Genomic DNA, 17313 nt, shown 5'->3' on the forward strand with positions numbered 1-17313 from the left:
CTATAGAGTCTAGCTAATAATTAAAAACAGAAGAGTAGGGAATCCACCTACTCTTCATAAACGTATATAGTTAAATTAGAATAAATAGCAATATAAAAGAGATTATCCCTAATAACACAATCATAAATGTTTCTTTAAAACCATCTTTTACACGTATATGCGTAATGGTTCCGCCAATCGCTGTCACACCAAGTAATAGGGCTCCGACAATTGCGTAATCCTGTTGCCAATAACCAATTATTAATAGAACTGCACCAGCTAGCTCCACAAGCCCTGTCACTACACGAAACCACTGTGGTAAACGATAATGAACGAAGACTTCACGGTGCATTTTTGAGCCTGTCACCTTTCCAAACCCAGCTGTTAAAAACATAACGGCTAATAAACCTTGTAAAACCTGTGCCAAAATCGTCATTCTATCCCTCCTTCCTTATTAAAAACAATTGTCATTTGTTTAATATATGTATTTTTTCTTGCAATGTTATATTCGTGATATGCCCATTTTATCGATAATTGTTCTTTTAGAACCCATTTTAAAAAATAGGCAGGAACAGTTAGATGCCATTATTGAAATCTTCTTTGTATTGACAAAATTTCAGACCGATTTAAGCACAAAATGTAATAAGAGTTATCAATCTTATAGAACGAAATAATTAAGATGGAATTGAAAAAAGAAAAACTGAAAGAATAGAGTTTAATGTCGATATCTTAAATCTAAAATGGTGGTTTTTTATGGAAAATAACTTGGTATTTGGCGAAAAAATAGATGGTCTTGATTATGAAATAAGAGAAGGTGTATATGCGGTTATCTTTAACTCTGCCAAAGATAAAATTGCTGCTGTTCGAACAACAAGAGGACATTATTTTTTACCTGGCGGCGGGATTGAAAATAGTGAAACATTCGAGGAGTGTCTCAGCAGAGAGGTTTTAGAGGAAACAGGATATGAGGTATTGATAGGTAGATATATAGGAAAAGTCATGAGGTATTTTCTCTCAACAAAAAGAGAACCAATATTAAGTGATGGTTATTTTTACTTGGCACAGTTCCTAAACAATGTGCAAGAACCGATTGATGACGACCACTACTTAGAATGGGTAGATGTAGAAAGGATTGAAGAATTATTTTTTCACGATCATCAGATTTTGGCGGTTAAAGAAGGTTTAAAGATATAGAGTTTCGGATTTGTTTAAATATTGATCATCACATATACAAAATATGGTATTATTCAATGTAAGAGTATCTCGAAAAAAATTAAAGTTATCATTGTGGTACTCTTTTTAGCTAATCGGAAAGTTTAAGTTTATTAACGTAATAAAGTAAAGAGAGTTTTCAATTAAATATCTGCTATTAAGATCGCATAAGAAAAACTAAGGCATTTGCCAAAAAGGACTTGGCGAACGCCGAGTTTTTCTAATTATCCATTAAGGGGGAGGAATAATGGGAATCAATTTTCAGAAAAAAGAAGAGTGGTTTATGTTTTATGATAAGCAAGGAAATGCGATTGAAAGAAAAACGGAGGTTCGTTTTGATCCACTGACAGGGGAATCATCTCGACTTATTTTTAATCCTGGGATAACATTTACTCCTCCAGATTATACAGATATGGCTGCGGAAACGGGTGGAGCGAAATGTCCGTTCTGCCCGGAAAATTTACTAAAGCTGACGCCAATTTTTCCAAAGGATATTACTGAACAAGGTCGAATTTCACAAGGAGAAGCGGTTCTGTTCCCAAATCTTTTCCCTTATAGCAAGCATAATGGGGTTGTCATTTTCTCTGAACAGCATTATGTTCGAGTAGAAGAATTTACACAGAAATTAATAATGGATGCATTCATAGCAGCACAGAATTATATTCAAAAAATAGCTGAAATTGATTCAGAGGTACGCTATGTATCTATTAACTGGAATTATCTCCCTTATTCAGGTGGGAGTGTCCTTCATCCACATATTCAGGTCAGCGGTTCTGATTCACCAACGAACTATCAGGCACTTGTAAGTCAAAAAGCAGATGCTTATAAAGGTGATAATGATTATTTTACTTCTCTATATGAAATAGAAAAATCACTTGCCGAAAGATGGATTGGGGAAAAGGGAAGTGTCGCTTGGATGCATGCATTTGCACCAAAAAGTCAAAATGATTTTGTAGGAATTTTCCGTGGCAAGTATACGATTAATGATATTACTGAACAGGATTGGGCAGATTTTGCCGATGGCTTAAAGGCAATGTTTGCAACGATGTCAGAGCAAGGGTTCGCGAGCTTTAACATGGCATTAATGGCCTCAATGGATGCAGATTCCAATCAGCCGATTCATGTACGACTTATTCCACGATTTACAATTGGATTACTTGGCACAAGTGATATGAATTTTTTCCAAGCCCTTCATCAAGAGCCGCTTACATATAAAGTACCGGAAGAAGTAGCTGCTTTAGCGCGTCAACATTTCAAAGAATAAATGAATAAGTTCCTAGCATTTATTCATAATTGAAAAAAGCATGGCTGTCTAATCAGGCCACTAAATAAGAGCGTGGGAAGAAAAAACATTTTGTTTTTTCCTACGCTTTTTGTATTGTTAAACTTCTAAATAAATTTTTTTCGTAAAATAATATTTAAGAGAAAATGATTTACGCATGAAAGACATAATGTTATATTTTTTGAAAAGTGTGTGTATTTTAAAGGATGTGTTGAAATGGACGATCTAGACTTTTGTAAATTTTTACTTAAAGATATACAAATATATACGGATGCTGGAATAATCAAGAATGGGTATATCAAAATAGAAGCAGGAAAAATAGCTGAAATAGGGTCGATGAAGGAATTAGGCAAAACTAAGGACTATGAAGAACTTGCCGTACCCGAGCATTATTCAGTTATTCCTGGTCTTATCGATGTCCATATTCATGGAGTAGACGGAGCAGATGTCATGGATGGAACGAAAGAAGCCCTTGATAGGATGGCAACTGCGCTTCCAAAGGAAGGAACAACAAGCTTTTTGGCGACTACAATGACCCATTCAAAAATTGTCATTGAAAAGGCACTGATAAATGTAGGGGATTATATTGAAACAAAGTCCTCGAAAAATAAAGCAGAGGTCCTTGGCGTTCATCTAGAAGGCCCCTTTGTAAATAAAGAAATGGCTGGGGCACAACCTGTCCAGTATATTATCAACCCTCAGAAGGAATTATTTAAAGAATGGCAGAAGCTTTCGAAAGGAAATATTAAACTCGTTACACTTGCTCCTGAAATAGATGGAGGACTTGAGCTTATTCGCTATTTAAAAGAAACCGGTGTTATTGCTTCAATTGGCCATTCACATTCAACCTATGCAGAAGCTATTGAGGCCATCGACGCAGGAGCTACGCATGCCACTCACCTTTTTAATCAAATGAGCGGCTTGCATCACAGGGAGCCAGGGGTAGTGGGAGCTGTTTTCTTAAGGGAAGAGTTGAAGGCAGAGCTTATCACGGATGGCATTCACGTCAGACCTGAGGTTGTAAAACTGGTACATAAGCTAGTAGGTACGGATAGACTCATCTTAATTACCGACTCTATGAGGGCAAAATGCTTGAAAAACGGTACGTATGATTTAGGTGGACAAAATGTAACCGTTCAAGATGGAAAGGCAATGTTGAGTGATGGAACCTTAGCTGGAAGCATGTTAAAGCTTGGTCAAGCCTTAAAAAATATGATGTCTTTTACCGGCTGCACGCTAGAGGAAGTTGTTCAAATGGGATCAGCTAATCCAGCAAGGCAATTAAATGTATTTGATAGAAAAGGAAGTCTTGCAGTTGGTAAGGACGCCGATTTAGTCATTTTGGATGAAAATTTTGATGTTTACATGACTCTTTGCAATGGAACAATCGCTTATGACAAAGGGAGTCAAGAACCCATGATACAAAAAAGAGGATCTCGTTAATGGTTTTATCATTAGGAGCTCCTCTTTTTCGTTATATTCTTATTATCGAATTCTTAATTCTGTTTCTGCATCAAAGAAATGGATTTTATCCATATTAAAGGCAAGTTCAATTTTTTGTCCGCTTTGAATATTGGTATTAGCGTCTAAACGTGCAACAAAATTTTGTCCTTCAATACTTGAATAGATCATTAATTCTGCTCCAGTGAGTTCGGAAACATCAACTTGAGCGCTAATAGCTGCTCCCTTTGCAACTTCAATAAAAGTAGAATCATTATGAATATCTTCAGGACGAACACCAAGAATAATGTTTTTGCCCATATAGCCTTTTTCACGCAGAAGCTTCATTTTTTTCTCAGAAATAGAAAGTGTCATATTTCCTACTTTAAATCCGCTGTCTTCAAGATTTCCTGTAATAAAATTCATTGCTGGAGAACCAATAAATCCACCAACAAAAACATTTTCAGGGTTGTCGTAAACTTCTTTAGGAGCTCCGACTTGTTGAATCAAGCCGTCCTTCATAACTACGATCCGTGTTGCCATGGTCATGGCTTCCGTCTGGTCATGTGTAACATAAATGGTTGTCGTTTGTAACCGTTGATGAAGCTTAATAATCTCTGAACGCATTTGTACACGAAGCTTAGCATCAAGGTTAGAAAGCGGTTCGTCCATTAAAAATACTTTTGCATCACGAACAATCGCTCTTCCTAATGCGACACGCTGACGCTGACCTCCGGAAAGAGCTTTCGGCTTTCGGGATAAATAATCTTCAAGACCAAGAATTTTAGCTGCTTCTTTTACACGACGCTCAATTTCAGCCTTAGAAAATTTACGCAGCTTTAAACCAAATGCCATATTGTCGTATACAGTCATATGAGGGTAAAGGGCGTAGTTCTGAAATACCATCGCAATGTCTCTATCCTTTGGAGCTACATCATTTACCTTTTTTCCATCAATGTAAAAATTGCCTTTTGAAATCTCTTCAAGACCAGCAATCATTCGTAAAGTAGTTGATTTACCACATCCAGAAGGACCTACAAAAACAATAAATTCCTTATCAAGAATATCAAGGTTAAAATCCTCAACGGCTGTAACCTTATTATCGTAGACCTTGTAAATATGATCGAGTTTCAATTCAGCCAATTCATACAGCCCCTTTTTGAAATATTTAATTAATTGTAAACCAAATAGAAGGAAAATGAATATGGGCTGTCTGCACAAACTTTCTTTCATCATTTTGGGCGCTGTTCACATTTGAGTATGCTTTAGTACAGACTAACGGTAGAAATGTCCTCGAAATAGACTTTGTGTGAAGTCTTGCTAAAAAGACAACAAACCGGAAAATTCCACGGTTCATGTCCTTTTTAACCCGAATGCCTCAGCTTTCCATGTCCTGTGCAAATGTTGGCACTAACACATAGTATACGTCACAAATCCTAAATGAAAAGAAGGTTGAGAGGGGTTTTTAGCTAATTTAATGTAAATTTTCGTATAAAAGTGTAAATTTGCAGATTTTTGGGGCTAAAGGTATATTATAATAATGATAGTTATTATTATGAAATTTTATAAGTTATGAGGAACCGCAATGAGAAAGAAAAACATTAACTTTTTATTAGTTCATGAAGAAAAACGAGCACTTATTGTATATATTACTTCTTTTTACATTACTTATGCCTTGTCTGATTTCATTTACTATTTCTTTTTTCCAAAATATATTCTTAAAACAGCCACAGGATATCCAAATGCAATCGGCTATTGGGGGTATTTGATCTTTATTGGACTAATCCCTATTGCTTATTTTTTGGCTAAAATAAATAAGCTAAGTGCCATAAAATATATGTATTTATTAAGCTATATTATATTTTCAATCATAAGCGACGCCGTAATGTTCGCAGATAATCCAAGCAACTTCAATAGTGGGAACGCGGTAGAATTGATTCTTGTATTATTTTCTCCCATTTTTATCAATAAGCATTTCTATTGGGTAGTTACTTTAGGTTCTATACTTAGATACTTATTAGTCGGAATTATGATAAAGTCGGGGGTAGTGCTCATCCCAATTGTTTTGATTATTATTCTGTCTGCGATCTCTTATATTTTATTAAGACGTTTCTCTTCTTATATTCATGCACTGCACAATTCGCATGAAGACCTAAGGCAGATGGAGAAGCTTGCCTATATTGGACAGATTGCAGCTACAATTAGTCACGAAATAAAAAATCCGTTAGCTTCGTTACAAGGTTTTACTCAACTGCAACGTGAAAAACATCCAGGTGACCAACACTATTACTTAATTATGGAGCAAGAAATTGTTCGCATTAATTCAATCGTCAATGATCTTCTCATACTTGGAAAGCCAAGATCTACTCATTTTGAAAAGCATAATGTCAAGGATATTCTCACTTATGTTCTTTCCATTACACAACTGCTTGCTTTAAAGAAGAAAATGAAGTTATCTCTAGAAATGGAAGAGGATTTGCCATTAATAGAGTGTGATGAGAATCAGCTAAAACAAGTATTTATTAATCTAATAAAAAATGGGATTGAATCTATGCAGGATGGCGGTATTATAAGAATCCTTTCCACTGTTTATCCTAATAATCAGATTTCAATAAGCTTTATTGACCAAGGATGTGGAATTGATCAGTCTGATTTAGATAATCTTTTTAGACCCTTTTATACGACAAAAGAAGATGGAACAGGCCTTGGCCTTATCGTGACAAAAAAGATTATTGAAGATCATCAAGGCTTCATAAATGTAGAGAGCGAATTGTATAAAGGGACAAAAATTGATATTATTTTGCCAATTTCTCAATAAAAAAAGCAGAGAGCCTCGTATGCTACACGGGACTCACTGCTTTTTGCTTTGTTAAGTTGTTTTTAGGCGATGCTTCCCGAATCAGAATTCACTGACTATTTAGAAGACAAGCGAGATAAACCGTTATCGAACTATTAAAATCTTTTAAGTTTATCCCCGTTTTTTGCATAAATTTATCTAATCTATACTGTAATGTATTACGGTGAACATATAGCTGTTTTGCGGTTAATGTGGCATTAGAGTTGTTTTCCAAAAATCGTTTAACTGCCGTCAGTAATTCAGGTTCATCCGCAATGATCTGGAGCAATTGCGAACTCATCCATTCCTGCATATTTTTTGGCAGCTGAGCTGATAGCAAATATGGGAAGCACTTTTCAAAAGTATATACTCGATCTGAGGGCATAAGCTGTATAGCGTTTTCAAAGAAATGCTTTTCCTCTTTAAAAAGGATTGGTGATTCTATTGATAATGCTTGTACCTTTCCACAGTAAAAAAAAGCTTTAAGAAAAAAATCACTTTCAAGTGTTTGAGAAAGGGATCGTAGTAACTCCACATTGATTGATTGGTCAGGATTTTGCTCTATTATTACTCCACTCGCTCGATCTTTCCAAATTACGATAGAATTGTCGTGGAAAAAGCCATACATAGCTTCTTCTATATCATTTTGTTCCCATTCCGATCCATATAATTGGAATTGTATAAAACGATAATACGATTCAAAATCAGCTTCTGGAATCATTCCGCTTGAAAAAAGGAAGTCATGCCACTTTTTTTCTATCGTGTTAGTGCTTTTCGTATTGTATTCATACTGAAAAAGTGTTTTTAATAGTTCAAGTTCTTGATTATGTATGGATTCTAATGGAATCCCTAACCAACTAGTGCTATTTTCCTCTTTAAACCAATGGTAATGGGAATAGAAGCTAGAGTTTGGCTTCTCTGACAATAGTAAGGAATTTTTATAATAGCTATGTAACTTATCTAACATCTACGATCTCTCCAATGGAAGTTCTATCTTCCCTATATTTCTTTTATCTTACTACAAAACTTTGAAATTGATAAAAATGTTACTTATAAAGAACACAACGAAGGGGTTCATAAAGAATAGAAGAGTGGTGTGAGCTGTATCTTTCGAATGTTGTACATGATGAGAAAGAGGACTAATTTACCAAAATGAAATAAAATTTTAATAATTTATTTAAAATGTTGAAAAAAAATTAATAATTTATTATCATTAGTGGTAAGATTATTAATTTTATGAAAATTCAGTGATATAGATTAAAAACGTTATCATGCATCAGTTCAAGGGCTCTTGCTAATTTTTTTGAACTTTTTGAAATAAAATTACAGAAAAACATCATTTTCTTTAGCATTTTATTTTGAATTATGAATGAGCAAGATTGGAGGGGTAAAGTTGCAATTAATTGAGTGGAACGAAGAACGATTAGAAGAATTAGTGGATTTTTGGAATAAGGAACTCAGAGAGCAATATCCGATGAGAAAAGAATTATTTAAACAAAATAGCTTTAAGGATTTAAATATTTGTTTTTCTGGTTCTGCAATAGCTATTAATGATGACAATGAAATAATTGGATTTATTGTTGCGAAGAAGTGGAATGAGGATAACCTCAATATTCAAATGAATAAAGAGAATGGTTGGATTCAAGCTCTACTGGTTGATTCAAACTGGAGGAATAAAGGAATTGGTACTGTTTTATTGGAAAAAGCAGAATCAGCTTTAGCTAAAGAAGGAGTAAAGAAAGTTTTCATTGGAAGAGATCCTTGGCACTATTTTCCTGGCGTTCCAGCTGAATTTAAAAATATTAATCCATGGTTTGAAAAAAAGGGATACATAAACGACGGATACGACCACGATTTAATTGCTTATTACGAGCAAAAAATAGATGCGCAAATACCTGATTTAGATGAAGTTGAATTTTCTATGCTAAAGGAAGAAGAAAAAGATGAACTTTTATCATTCCTGAATCGCTGTTTTCCAGGAAGATGGGAGTATGAGGCCATACATTATTTTAAAAAAGGTGGAACAGGCCGAGAATTCGTTGTCTTAAAAAAGAATAATAGAATAATAGGATTTTGCCGAGTAAATGATTCAAAATCACCCTTTATTGCCCAGAATGTATACTGGTCGCCTTTATTGAATGGTGAATTAGGCGGTATCGGGCCACTTGGAGTGGATTCAGAAGAGAGAAAAAAAGGCTATGGTATTGCAATAGTAGAGGCAGGAATAGCAGCATTAAGATCCCATGGAGTCAATCAGATTGTTATTGATTGGACTGGATTAGTAGAGTTTTATGGAAAATTAGGTTATAAAAAATGGAAAAGTTATACAAAGTTTAGTAAAAACTTAGTGGATTACTCTTAATAATATAATGCATGTAAAAGTTTAGAGGGGCGTGTGGAAATGAAAGTAGATCTTTCAACATTAATGACAGAACAATCGAATAATCGATCAAAGGAAATTGATCAACTTTCTACAATGGAAATTGTTGAGCTCATGAACAATGAGGATCAAACTGTTGCTATTTCAGTAAAAAAAGTGCTTCCTCAAATTTCATTGGCTATTGAGTTAATATATTCATCCCTATCTAATGACGGAAGATTAATTTATATCGGTGCAGGAACGAGTGGAAGGATTGGAATACTAGATGCATCAGAATGCCCACCGACATTTTGTACACCTCATGAAATGGTTCAAGGTATTATTGCAGGAGGAAGAGATGCTGTCTTTACCGCAGTAGAAGGAGCAGAGGATGGAAGGGAAGCTGGTGCCCAAGATTTAATGGAGAAGCAGTTAACTAAACTAGATGTTGTTGTTGGAATTGCGGCTAGTGGCCGGACTCCCTATGTAATGGGTGCTTTAGAATACGCTAGTCATTTAGGAGCAAAAACAATCGCTTTGTCCTGTAATGAAAATGCAGAAATAAGTCAATATGCTGATTTAGCTATAGAAGTTGTAGTTGGTCCGGAAATACTGACAGGCTCTACTAGATTAAAATCAGCGACTGCACAAAAAATGGTCTTAAATATGTTAACAACTGCGACAATGATCAAGCTTGGAAAAGTATATGGCAATTTAATGGTTGATTTACATGCAAGTAATAACAAGCTAGTAGAAAGAGCTAGAAACATAGTGAAAAACATTACAAATGTATCCTATGAAGAAGCAGCAGAAATATTAATGAATACGGATCATAAAGTTAAGCCAGCTATTGTAATGCTTTTAGCTAATGTATCTTTAGAAGAAGCAAATGAATTGCTCGATTTAACCGATGGTTTTGTACATAAGGCAATTGAAAAAGCAAAGGAGGGAAAGATCATTTGTGAAAAATAAACTTTTGCAATTCCTGCAGCAAGAAATTGATTTAGAACATATACCTGGCGCCGTTCTTCATATCTCTTACAGTGATGATATTATTTTTCAAGAGGCAGTTGGGAACCGTATTCTATATCCAGAAAAAAGTCCAATGAGCAAAGATACGATATTTGATCTTGCTTCCCTAACAAAAGTTGTTGCAACTTTACCAGTCTTATTAAAGCTAATTGATGCAGGTGAAATTAGGCTTGAGGACCCCATCGCGTATTTCCTTTCAACATTTCACACAAAAGAAATTACTTTAAAACATCTATTAGCCCACACATCAGGACTTCCAGCACATCGACAGTATTACAAGGAAAGATTACATAAAGACGAAATAGTAGATAGAATCTGCAAGGAAGCATTGGTTTCTGGAGCAGGAGAAAGAGTGTTATACAGTGATCTTGGCCTCATATTACTCTATAAAATTATAGAAATTGTTGTAAATGAAAATTTTGAAGAATTTGTAGAAAGGGAATTATTTAATCCTTTAAACATGAAGGAAACAGGCTTCAATCTAAAACATAGCCAATCTCGATATGCTGCAACAGAGTACAGTGAAGCTTTACAAGGATATAAGCAAGGCATTGTTCATGATGAAAACGCTGAAAGTATGGGGGGAATAAGCGGGCACGCAGGATTATTTTCCACCATAAATGATTTAGGGAATTTTTCATCAATGATCGAAAATGAAGGTGTATTTAATGGCAAACAAATTATTTCAAGTCCAGCCTTAGTTTTATCAAAAGTAAATTTTACATTCTTTGATAGGGAGCATAGAGGTTTAGGATGGATGCTAAAAGGAAAGCAGGGTTCGTCCTGTGGTGATTTATTTTCCAATAACTCTTATGGCCACACAGGTTATACAGGGACAAGCATATGGTTTGATCCAGATATTAAGCTAAATGTCATTTTATTGACGAATCGAGTTCATGTGGAAAATAAGAATGCAATCTTACGCTTAAGACCTAGATTACATAATATTATTCGATCCTCTCTTTAAATGACAAAATTATCATTTTTAATAAAGGAATAGATATTTCAGGCATTTGGATGTGAAGGAAAATAATAATATGGGGGAATCAATCTGATGGATACAGCCATTAAGAAAAAAGTAGGACAGCTAATGGTTTTTGGTTTTTATGGTAAAGAAGTAACTCAAGAAATAAAAACGTTAATAAGAGACTATCATCTTGGCTCCATTATTTTATTTGGCAGAAATATTGGGACACCAGAAGAAGTACTAAAGCTAACAATTGAATTACAAAAAGAAGCGAAGGAAGCAGGACATAAACATCCATTGTTGATATGTACAGACCAAGAAAATGGAGCAGTTCGCAGATTAGGGGATGGGACAACCGTTTTTCCTGGTGCAATGCTATTAGGGGCGACGAATAATCCTGAAAATGCATATAAAATCGGAAATGCAACAGGTAAGGAGTTAAAAGCGCTAGGTATCAATTGGAATCTTTCTCCTGTGTTAGATGTAAATAATAATCCTAAAAATCCAGTCATTGGTGTTCGATCATTTGGCGAAACACCTGAAAATGTCTCTGAATTTGGACAAGAACTTATGAAAGGGATGCAAAGATCAGGTGTTATGACGACATTAAAGCATTTTCCAGGACATGGTGATACGAATATTGATTCGCACTTAGATCTTCCAATTATTGACCATGATTTGGAACGGCTGCAAAATGTTGAATTAAAACCATTTAAGGATTGTATTAGTAATGGTGCTGATGCCGTCATGACAGCACATGTCTATTTTCCAGCCATTGAAAGCCGTAAAGGTGTTCCGGCTACCTTATCCGATAAGGTGATTACGGGTTTACTAAGAGATGACCTTCATTTTGATGGGGTTGTAACGACAGATTGCATGGAAATGAATGCTATTTCAGAAACAATTGGTACCCCGAAAGGCGCAGTAGAAGCAATAAAAGCTGGAGCAGATTTAATTATGGTTTCTCATTCCTATGAACCGCAAATCAATTCTTTAGAAGCAGTTATTCGAGCAGTGGAAACAGGTGAGATACCGCTTGAACAAATTAATTCAGCACACAATCGTGTAGAAAAGTTAAAAGAAAAATACCTGGATTGGAATGATTTACAGCTTGATAAGTATATAAAAGTGCCAGAATTAGTAGGCTGCAAAGAGCATCATGAAATGGCGACGGAGATTTATCGCCAAGGAGTAACGATTGTTAAGAATGAGGAGAGTATTTTACCAATAGAAGGAGATGTAAATCATAGGGTACTGCTCGTCTATCCAGAAAACACTTCTACTATGGCAGTGGAAGATAAGAGGTATTCTACTTTTTCGTTAGGTGAGTGTATTAAAGAAATTCATCAGTCAGCTATCGTAGTTCAGTTATCAAATCCTCCTACAAAAGAGGAAATGGAAGTGGTTTCTCAGCAAGCAAAAGCTTTTGATACAGTCATTGTAGCGACCTTGTCTGCACAAGCAGGCAGCAGCCAGACGAAATTGGTAGAAAAAATATATGAAGCAAATAATAGAGTCATAGTTGTAGCAACAAGGAGTCCATATGATTTAGCCTATTTGCCAAATGTTCCTGGTTATATTTGCACATATGAATTTACAACTCCAGCTCTAAAAATGGCTGCCAGTGCAATCTATGGAAGAGAAACCGTTGAAGGAAGGCTGCCTGTTTCAATTCCACAAAATATTTCACAAATTTAGGTAGTCATTAAATGTTAATTCTTGATTAAGGAGGTGAAGGGGGTCCAGTATTTTGTAAGAAAGTTATGATTCTAAACTTTTTAAAGAAATTGGGGGAAACCAAATGAAGAAACTTTTAGTTATTTTTTTATCAATGTTGCTAATTGTTTCAGCAACTGCCTGCAGTAAAGAATCAAGTGGGGATTCGAAGGATAAGAAAAATGGAAAAGATGTCATTACTATTTGGACATATCCTCACTATAGAGAAAATGCAGAAATTAACCAAAAAAGTTATGAGCAGCATTTACAAGAATTAATAGCCGAAGTTGAAAAAGAAAATAAAGATATTAAAGTGGAGTATGAAATCTTGTCTTGGGAAGAAGGAGACAAAAAGTTTGATATCGCGTTAAACTCAGGTAATCCTCCTGATATCTTTTTCTCTACTATGAAACCGAAATATATAAAAACTGGGTTGGCAGTTCCACTAGATGATTATATTGATGCTGAGGATCGTAAAGATTTAGAGCAATTTGCTATTGATAATTTCTCGATTGATGGGAAGCTTTGGGCTATTTCACAGTGGATTTCTATCCATACATGGGGAGGAAATAAAGCGCTGCTGGAAGCTGCTGGAGCTGATGTAGCGAAAATCCAAAAAGATGGATGGACATGGCAGGAATTTTACGAAATTTCAGAGAAAATATCTAAAATGACGACAAAAGATGGCAAAAAGATATACGGATTTGCTACACAAGGTAAAAACGAAGAGACATTTACTCATCTAATGAGAAATAATGGTGTCCCTAAATCTGTGACAGAAGATGGGGAATTCAAATGGGATGGCGAAGAAGCAGTAGAAACATTAAGCTTTGTGAAAAAAATGATGGACAATGGTGTTATGCCAAAAGAAACAGCTGGTCTAGATGAACAAAAAGTAATCGATATGTTTACTGCTGGAGAAACAGGTATCTTTGGTCGAACTGGTCCATATCAAGTACGTTTTAACGATAATAGAAATAAAGAGATTGATGCTGGGAAAATAGAAGGTGAAAAGATTGATTTTGCTCTATTGCCATTCCCTCATAATGAAGGCGTAAAAGAAGTTGCTACCGGTGGTGGTGGCGGTATGTGGTTATTCAAACAAAAGAAATATAAAGGTGACAAACATACCGAAAATGCAGCAAAAGTATTAAAACATATCACAGGTACAAAATCGAGCATTACTGCAGCAACGCTATTTATTCCACCAGCACGAAAATCTGGTCAAGAGATGTATAAGGATTTACTTCAATTAAATACAGATAATGGTCAGTTTATTAAGAGAACCTTAGATTATGTTGTTCCAGGTGCAAAATTAGATCCAGAACTTGCACAAAAGCAAGATCAAATCTTAAATGATGGCATTAGACCGAAATTCCAAGGATTCTTGGCAGGAGAATTATCGCCTGAAGAAACGGTTGAACAATGGACACAGGTAGCTGAAAGTGTATTGAAATAATACTTTATAAGCATATCCGCGCACATATACGCGGATATGCTTTCATTACATAAAGATTTGGCGAAAAGGAGATGAGTCTATGGCCGCAACAGTAAGTGAAACTTCTAAAAAATGGTCATGGGTAAACTTTAAACAATTTATGAAGGATTATGGTTGGTGCTATGCATTTATTGCTCTTCCTTTTCTCCTTTTTCTTGTTTTTACAGTGTATCCACTTATTACGGCCTTTATCATGAGTTTCCAAGAATACGGCATTCTTGAGTCAAAATTTATCGGATTCGAAAACTATAAGTATTTATTAGAAAATGAAATTTTTTGGAAATCAATGAAAAATACGGTGATTTATACAGTTGGTACTGTTCCAGTAAATATTCTTATCACCTTTTTCTTAGCATTAATGATATTTCCTATAAATAAACGTTCTCAAACATTTTTTAAGGCATCCTTTTATCTTCCTGCTGTAACTTCGGGAATTACAATGTCATTAATTTGGTTATGGATGTTTGATCCTACAGAATCAGGATTAATGAATATTGTTTTAGGATGGTTTGGTTTTGATCAACAAATGTGGTTAGCCAGCTCAGACTCGGCCCTATTTTCTATAATGTTGATGACTTACATTGGCGGGCACGGCAGTGGTGTTATTTTGTATTTAGCAGCAATGGGTGGTATACCGAAATCACTCTATGAAGCAGCTGATATTGATGCTGCAAGCTGGTGGTCAAAATTAAAGAATATTACATGGCCCCTGTTAAAGCCAACGACTCTCTATATGTTAATTACAGGAGTTATTGGTTCCTTCCAAGTTTTTGAAGCTACATATGTTATGACTCAAGGTGGTCCTAACTTTGCAACGACAACAATTGCATACTTAATATATCAGCATGCTTTTCAGTATTATCAATTTGGATTAGCATCTGCAGAGGCTTTTATATTGGGCTTTGTCATTATAATTATCTCAGTATTACAATTTAAATATATGTCTAGTGACGTAGAATACTAGGAGGAAATGATATGGAGCTTAAATCTGTAACCGATCCTCAATATCAAATATTACTTGATGAAAAGAAAGACTTTAGAAGAAAAACATATAAAAAGATTGGACTTACCATTATCTACATCTTTTTAGTTCTTTGGGCTGTTTTCACGTTTGTACCTCTATTATGGATGTTAAGCTCTTCTTTTAAGGATTCTTCGGCTATCACTGCCGTTCCACCTGAGCTGCTCCCAAAGAAACCTACTTTAGATGCTTATAAAAGAATCTTTGAAGTTGGTGGAATGGCGAGATGGTTTTTAAATAGTACAATTGTTGCATCCATTAGTACGATCATAAATGTATTTTTCGCTTCATTAGCAGGTTATGCATTTTCGAAGCTGAAATTCCCAGGCAGAAATACAATCTTTTGGGTTTTACTATCCTCTATGATGATACCTGGACAAGTCACCCTTATCCCTCTGTATATTCTAGTGGTAAATACTTTGCAATTAGAAAATACATATTTTGGATTGATCGTTCCAGGAATGGTCAGCGTAGGAAGTATATTCCTAATGAAGCAATTCATGAGTTCCCTTCCAAGCTCATTAATTGATGCAGGTCGTATTGATGCTTGCAGTGAATTCGGAATATTTCGGAAGATTATACTTCCGATGGCCAAGCCAGGCCTGGCTGTTCTAGGGATATTTACGTTTGTAGGTCATTGGAATAACTTTTTCTGGCCATTTTTGATTACTAATACAAATAGTATGAGGACACTCCAGGTTGGTTTAACAAGCTTTAGATTTGAAAACTTGCAAGATTACGGAGCCATGATGGCCGGGGCAGTATGCAGTGCGGTTCCAATGATTATCGTATTCCTTGCATTACAAAAGTACTTCTTACGTGGTATTACAATCGGTGCGGTTAAAGGTTAGGAGGAATTTCTGTGGCAGAAGTTAAGTTTGTCAATGTTATTAAAGAATTTGAAGATGAGAAAAAAGGAAAAGTGCGTGCTGTAAATAATGCAAATTTTGTCGTTAAAGATAAAGAGTTTTTAGTATTTGTTGGCCCATCTGGCTGTGGAAAGACGACCTCATTACGTATGATAGCAGGGCTTGAAAGGCAGTCCAGCGGTGATATTTTTATTGGAAATCGCTTGGTTAATAAAGTGCATCCAAAAGACAGGGATATTGCGATGGTTTTTCAGGACTATGCCCTGTATCCTCATATGACAATTAAAGAAAACTTGGCATTTGGACTGAAAAACTTAAAAACGCCAAAAGCCGAAATTGAGGCGAAAATAAAAGAGGCTGCTGCTATTTTAAGTATTGAAAACCTGCTTGATCGTAAACCACGTGAATTAAGCGGCGGACAAAAGCAGCGTATTGCGGTCGGAAGAGCGATCGTTCGAAATCCGAGTGTTTTCTTATTTGATGAACCATTAAGTAACTTAGATGCTAAGTTAAGGGTGCAAATGCGAGTAGAGCTTTCTGAGTTGCATAAAAGACTTGGAGCAACAGTTATTTATGTAACCCATGATCAAGTAGAAGCCATGACATTGGGACAAAGAATTGTTGTTATGAATGGAGGAGAAATCCAACAAATTGCTTCTCCTGAAGAGCTTTACGAAAATCCTAATAATATGTTTGTGGCGGGCTTTATCGGCTCTCCTCCAATGAATTTTATTAAAGCAAGATTAGATGGAAATCAGTTAATGACAGCTGACTATACACTTACAGTACCAGTAGGATTATTAGATAAATATAAAGCTTATCAGAAGGAAGAGGTTGTTTTAGGCATAAGGCCTGAGGATATTATTTCTTTAAACCTATTAAATCATCAACCAAATCATAATGTTATTGAGCCTACATTAAAGGTAGTGGAGCATCTTGGAGCTGAATTGTTATTTTACTTTAATATTGGTGAAGATCAGGTAACAGGAAGAGTCGGTGCGGATGCAAAGCTGAAGAGCCTTTCTAAAGTAAAATTGTATATAAATATGGAAAAAATGCATTTATTTGATCCGAACACACAAGAGCGCATATAAAGATTCAA

Annotated in this window: 15 protein-coding genes; 12 read left to right on the top strand and 3 right to left on the bottom strand. The window is 35.4% G+C overall.

From position 1 onward, the window contains the following. Nucleotides 1-70 precede the first annotated feature (70 nt). Complete coding sequence (locus tag KHA94_RS19985; protein WP_213103841.1) at nucleotides 71-415, bottom strand: DoxX family protein; 345 nt, start codon at nucleotides 413-415, stop codon at nucleotides 71-73. Between the two features lie 317 nt (nucleotides 416-732). Between KHA94_RS19985 and KHA94_RS19990 the strand changes: the two genes are divergently transcribed. The 3 genes from KHA94_RS19990 (at nucleotide 733) to nagA (ending at nucleotide 3916) form a co-directional block, all read left to right on the top strand. Continuing rightward, nucleotides 733-1173, top strand: a complete 441-nt coding sequence (locus tag KHA94_RS19990; RefSeq protein ID WP_213103842.1) for an NUDIX hydrolase — start codon at nucleotides 733-735, stop codon at nucleotides 1171-1173. A 265-nt stretch (nucleotides 1174-1438) separates the two neighbouring features. Next, nucleotides 1439-2455: a hypothetical protein gene (locus KHA94_RS19995; protein WP_213103843.1), complete on the top strand. Its 1017-nt coding sequence runs from the start codon at nucleotides 1439-1441 to the stop codon at nucleotides 2453-2455. A 234-nt stretch (nucleotides 2456-2689) separates the two neighbouring features. Then, nucleotides 2690-3916 carry an N-acetylglucosamine-6-phosphate deacetylase gene (gene nagA, locus KHA94_RS20000; protein WP_213103844.1) on the top strand — a complete coding sequence of 409 codons (1227 nt, stop codon included), beginning with the start codon at nucleotides 2690-2692 and terminating at the stop codon, nucleotides 3914-3916. A gap of 42 nt (nucleotides 3917-3958) precedes the next feature. On the opposite strand, the gene KHA94_RS20005 is transcribed toward nagA, so the two are convergent. Then, complete coding sequence (locus KHA94_RS20005) at nucleotides 3959-5056, bottom strand: ABC transporter ATP-binding protein (RefSeq protein WP_213103845.1); 1098 nt, start codon at nucleotides 5054-5056, stop codon at nucleotides 3959-3961. Between the two features lie 442 nt (nucleotides 5057-5498). On the opposite strand from KHA94_RS20005, the gene KHA94_RS20010 reads away from it, so the two are divergent. Next, nucleotides 5499-6731: an ATP-binding protein gene (locus KHA94_RS20010; protein WP_213103846.1), complete on the top strand. Its 1233-nt coding sequence runs from the start codon at nucleotides 5499-5501 to the stop codon at nucleotides 6729-6731. An 88-nt stretch (nucleotides 6732-6819) separates the two neighbouring features. Here the strand turns inward: KHA94_RS20010 and KHA94_RS20015 are convergent, their stop codons facing one another. After that, nucleotides 6820-7716: a PucR family transcriptional regulator gene (locus KHA94_RS20015; protein WP_213103847.1), complete on the bottom strand. Its 897-nt coding sequence runs from the start codon at nucleotides 7714-7716 to the stop codon at nucleotides 6820-6822. A gap of 426 nt (nucleotides 7717-8142) precedes the next feature. Here KHA94_RS20015 and KHA94_RS20020 point away from each other — a divergent pair, with 426 nt between their 5' ends. From KHA94_RS20020 to KHA94_RS20055, 8 genes are all read left to right on the top strand, one after another. Further along, nucleotides 8143-9111: a GNAT family N-acetyltransferase gene (locus tag KHA94_RS20020; protein WP_213103848.1), complete on the top strand. Its 969-nt coding sequence runs from the start codon at nucleotides 8143-8145 to the stop codon at nucleotides 9109-9111. A gap of 39 nt (nucleotides 9112-9150) precedes the next feature. Further along, nucleotides 9151-10080, top strand: coding sequence for an N-acetylmuramic acid 6-phosphate etherase (gene murQ, locus KHA94_RS20025; protein ID WP_213103849.1), 930 nt, complete (start codon nucleotides 9151-9153; stop codon nucleotides 10078-10080). Then, the gene (locus tag KHA94_RS20030; RefSeq protein WP_213103850.1) at nucleotides 10070-11107 is read left to right on the top strand and encodes a serine hydrolase domain-containing protein; all 1038 of its coding nucleotides are present in this window, start codon (nucleotides 10070-10072) and stop codon (nucleotides 11105-11107) included. Before murQ ends, KHA94_RS20030 begins: the two co-directional genes overlap by 11 nt. 87 nt (nucleotides 11108-11194) lie before the next feature. Beyond that, complete coding sequence (gene nagZ, locus KHA94_RS20035) at nucleotides 11195-12805, top strand: beta-N-acetylhexosaminidase (RefSeq protein ID WP_213103851.1); 1611 nt, start codon at nucleotides 11195-11197, stop codon at nucleotides 12803-12805. A 103-nt stretch (nucleotides 12806-12908) separates the two neighbouring features. Then, nucleotides 12909-14282 (top strand): ABC transporter substrate-binding protein, encoded by a 1374-nt coding sequence (locus KHA94_RS20040; protein ID WP_213103852.1) that lies wholly within the window; start codon nucleotides 12909-12911, stop codon nucleotides 14280-14282. Between the two features lie 79 nt (nucleotides 14283-14361). Further along, nucleotides 14362-15285 carry a carbohydrate ABC transporter permease gene (locus KHA94_RS20045; protein WP_213103853.1) on the top strand — a complete coding sequence of 308 codons (924 nt, stop codon included), beginning with the start codon at nucleotides 14362-14364 and terminating at the stop codon, nucleotides 15283-15285. A gap of 11 nt (nucleotides 15286-15296) precedes the next feature. Further along, nucleotides 15297-16193: a carbohydrate ABC transporter permease gene (locus tag KHA94_RS20050; protein ID WP_213103854.1), complete on the top strand. Its 897-nt coding sequence runs from the start codon at nucleotides 15297-15299 to the stop codon at nucleotides 16191-16193. Nucleotides 16194-16204: 11 nt separating this feature from the next. After that, nucleotides 16205-17305, top strand: a complete 1101-nt coding sequence (locus KHA94_RS20055; RefSeq protein ID WP_213103855.1) for an ABC transporter ATP-binding protein — start codon at nucleotides 16205-16207, stop codon at nucleotides 17303-17305. The last annotated feature ends 8 nt before the right edge of the window (nucleotides 17306-17313 follow it).

Source organism: Cytobacillus citreus (assembly GCF_018343665.1).
In the GTDB taxonomy this organism is placed as follows: Bacteria; Bacillota; Bacilli; order Bacillales; family Cytobacillaceae; genus Cytobacillus; species Cytobacillus citreus.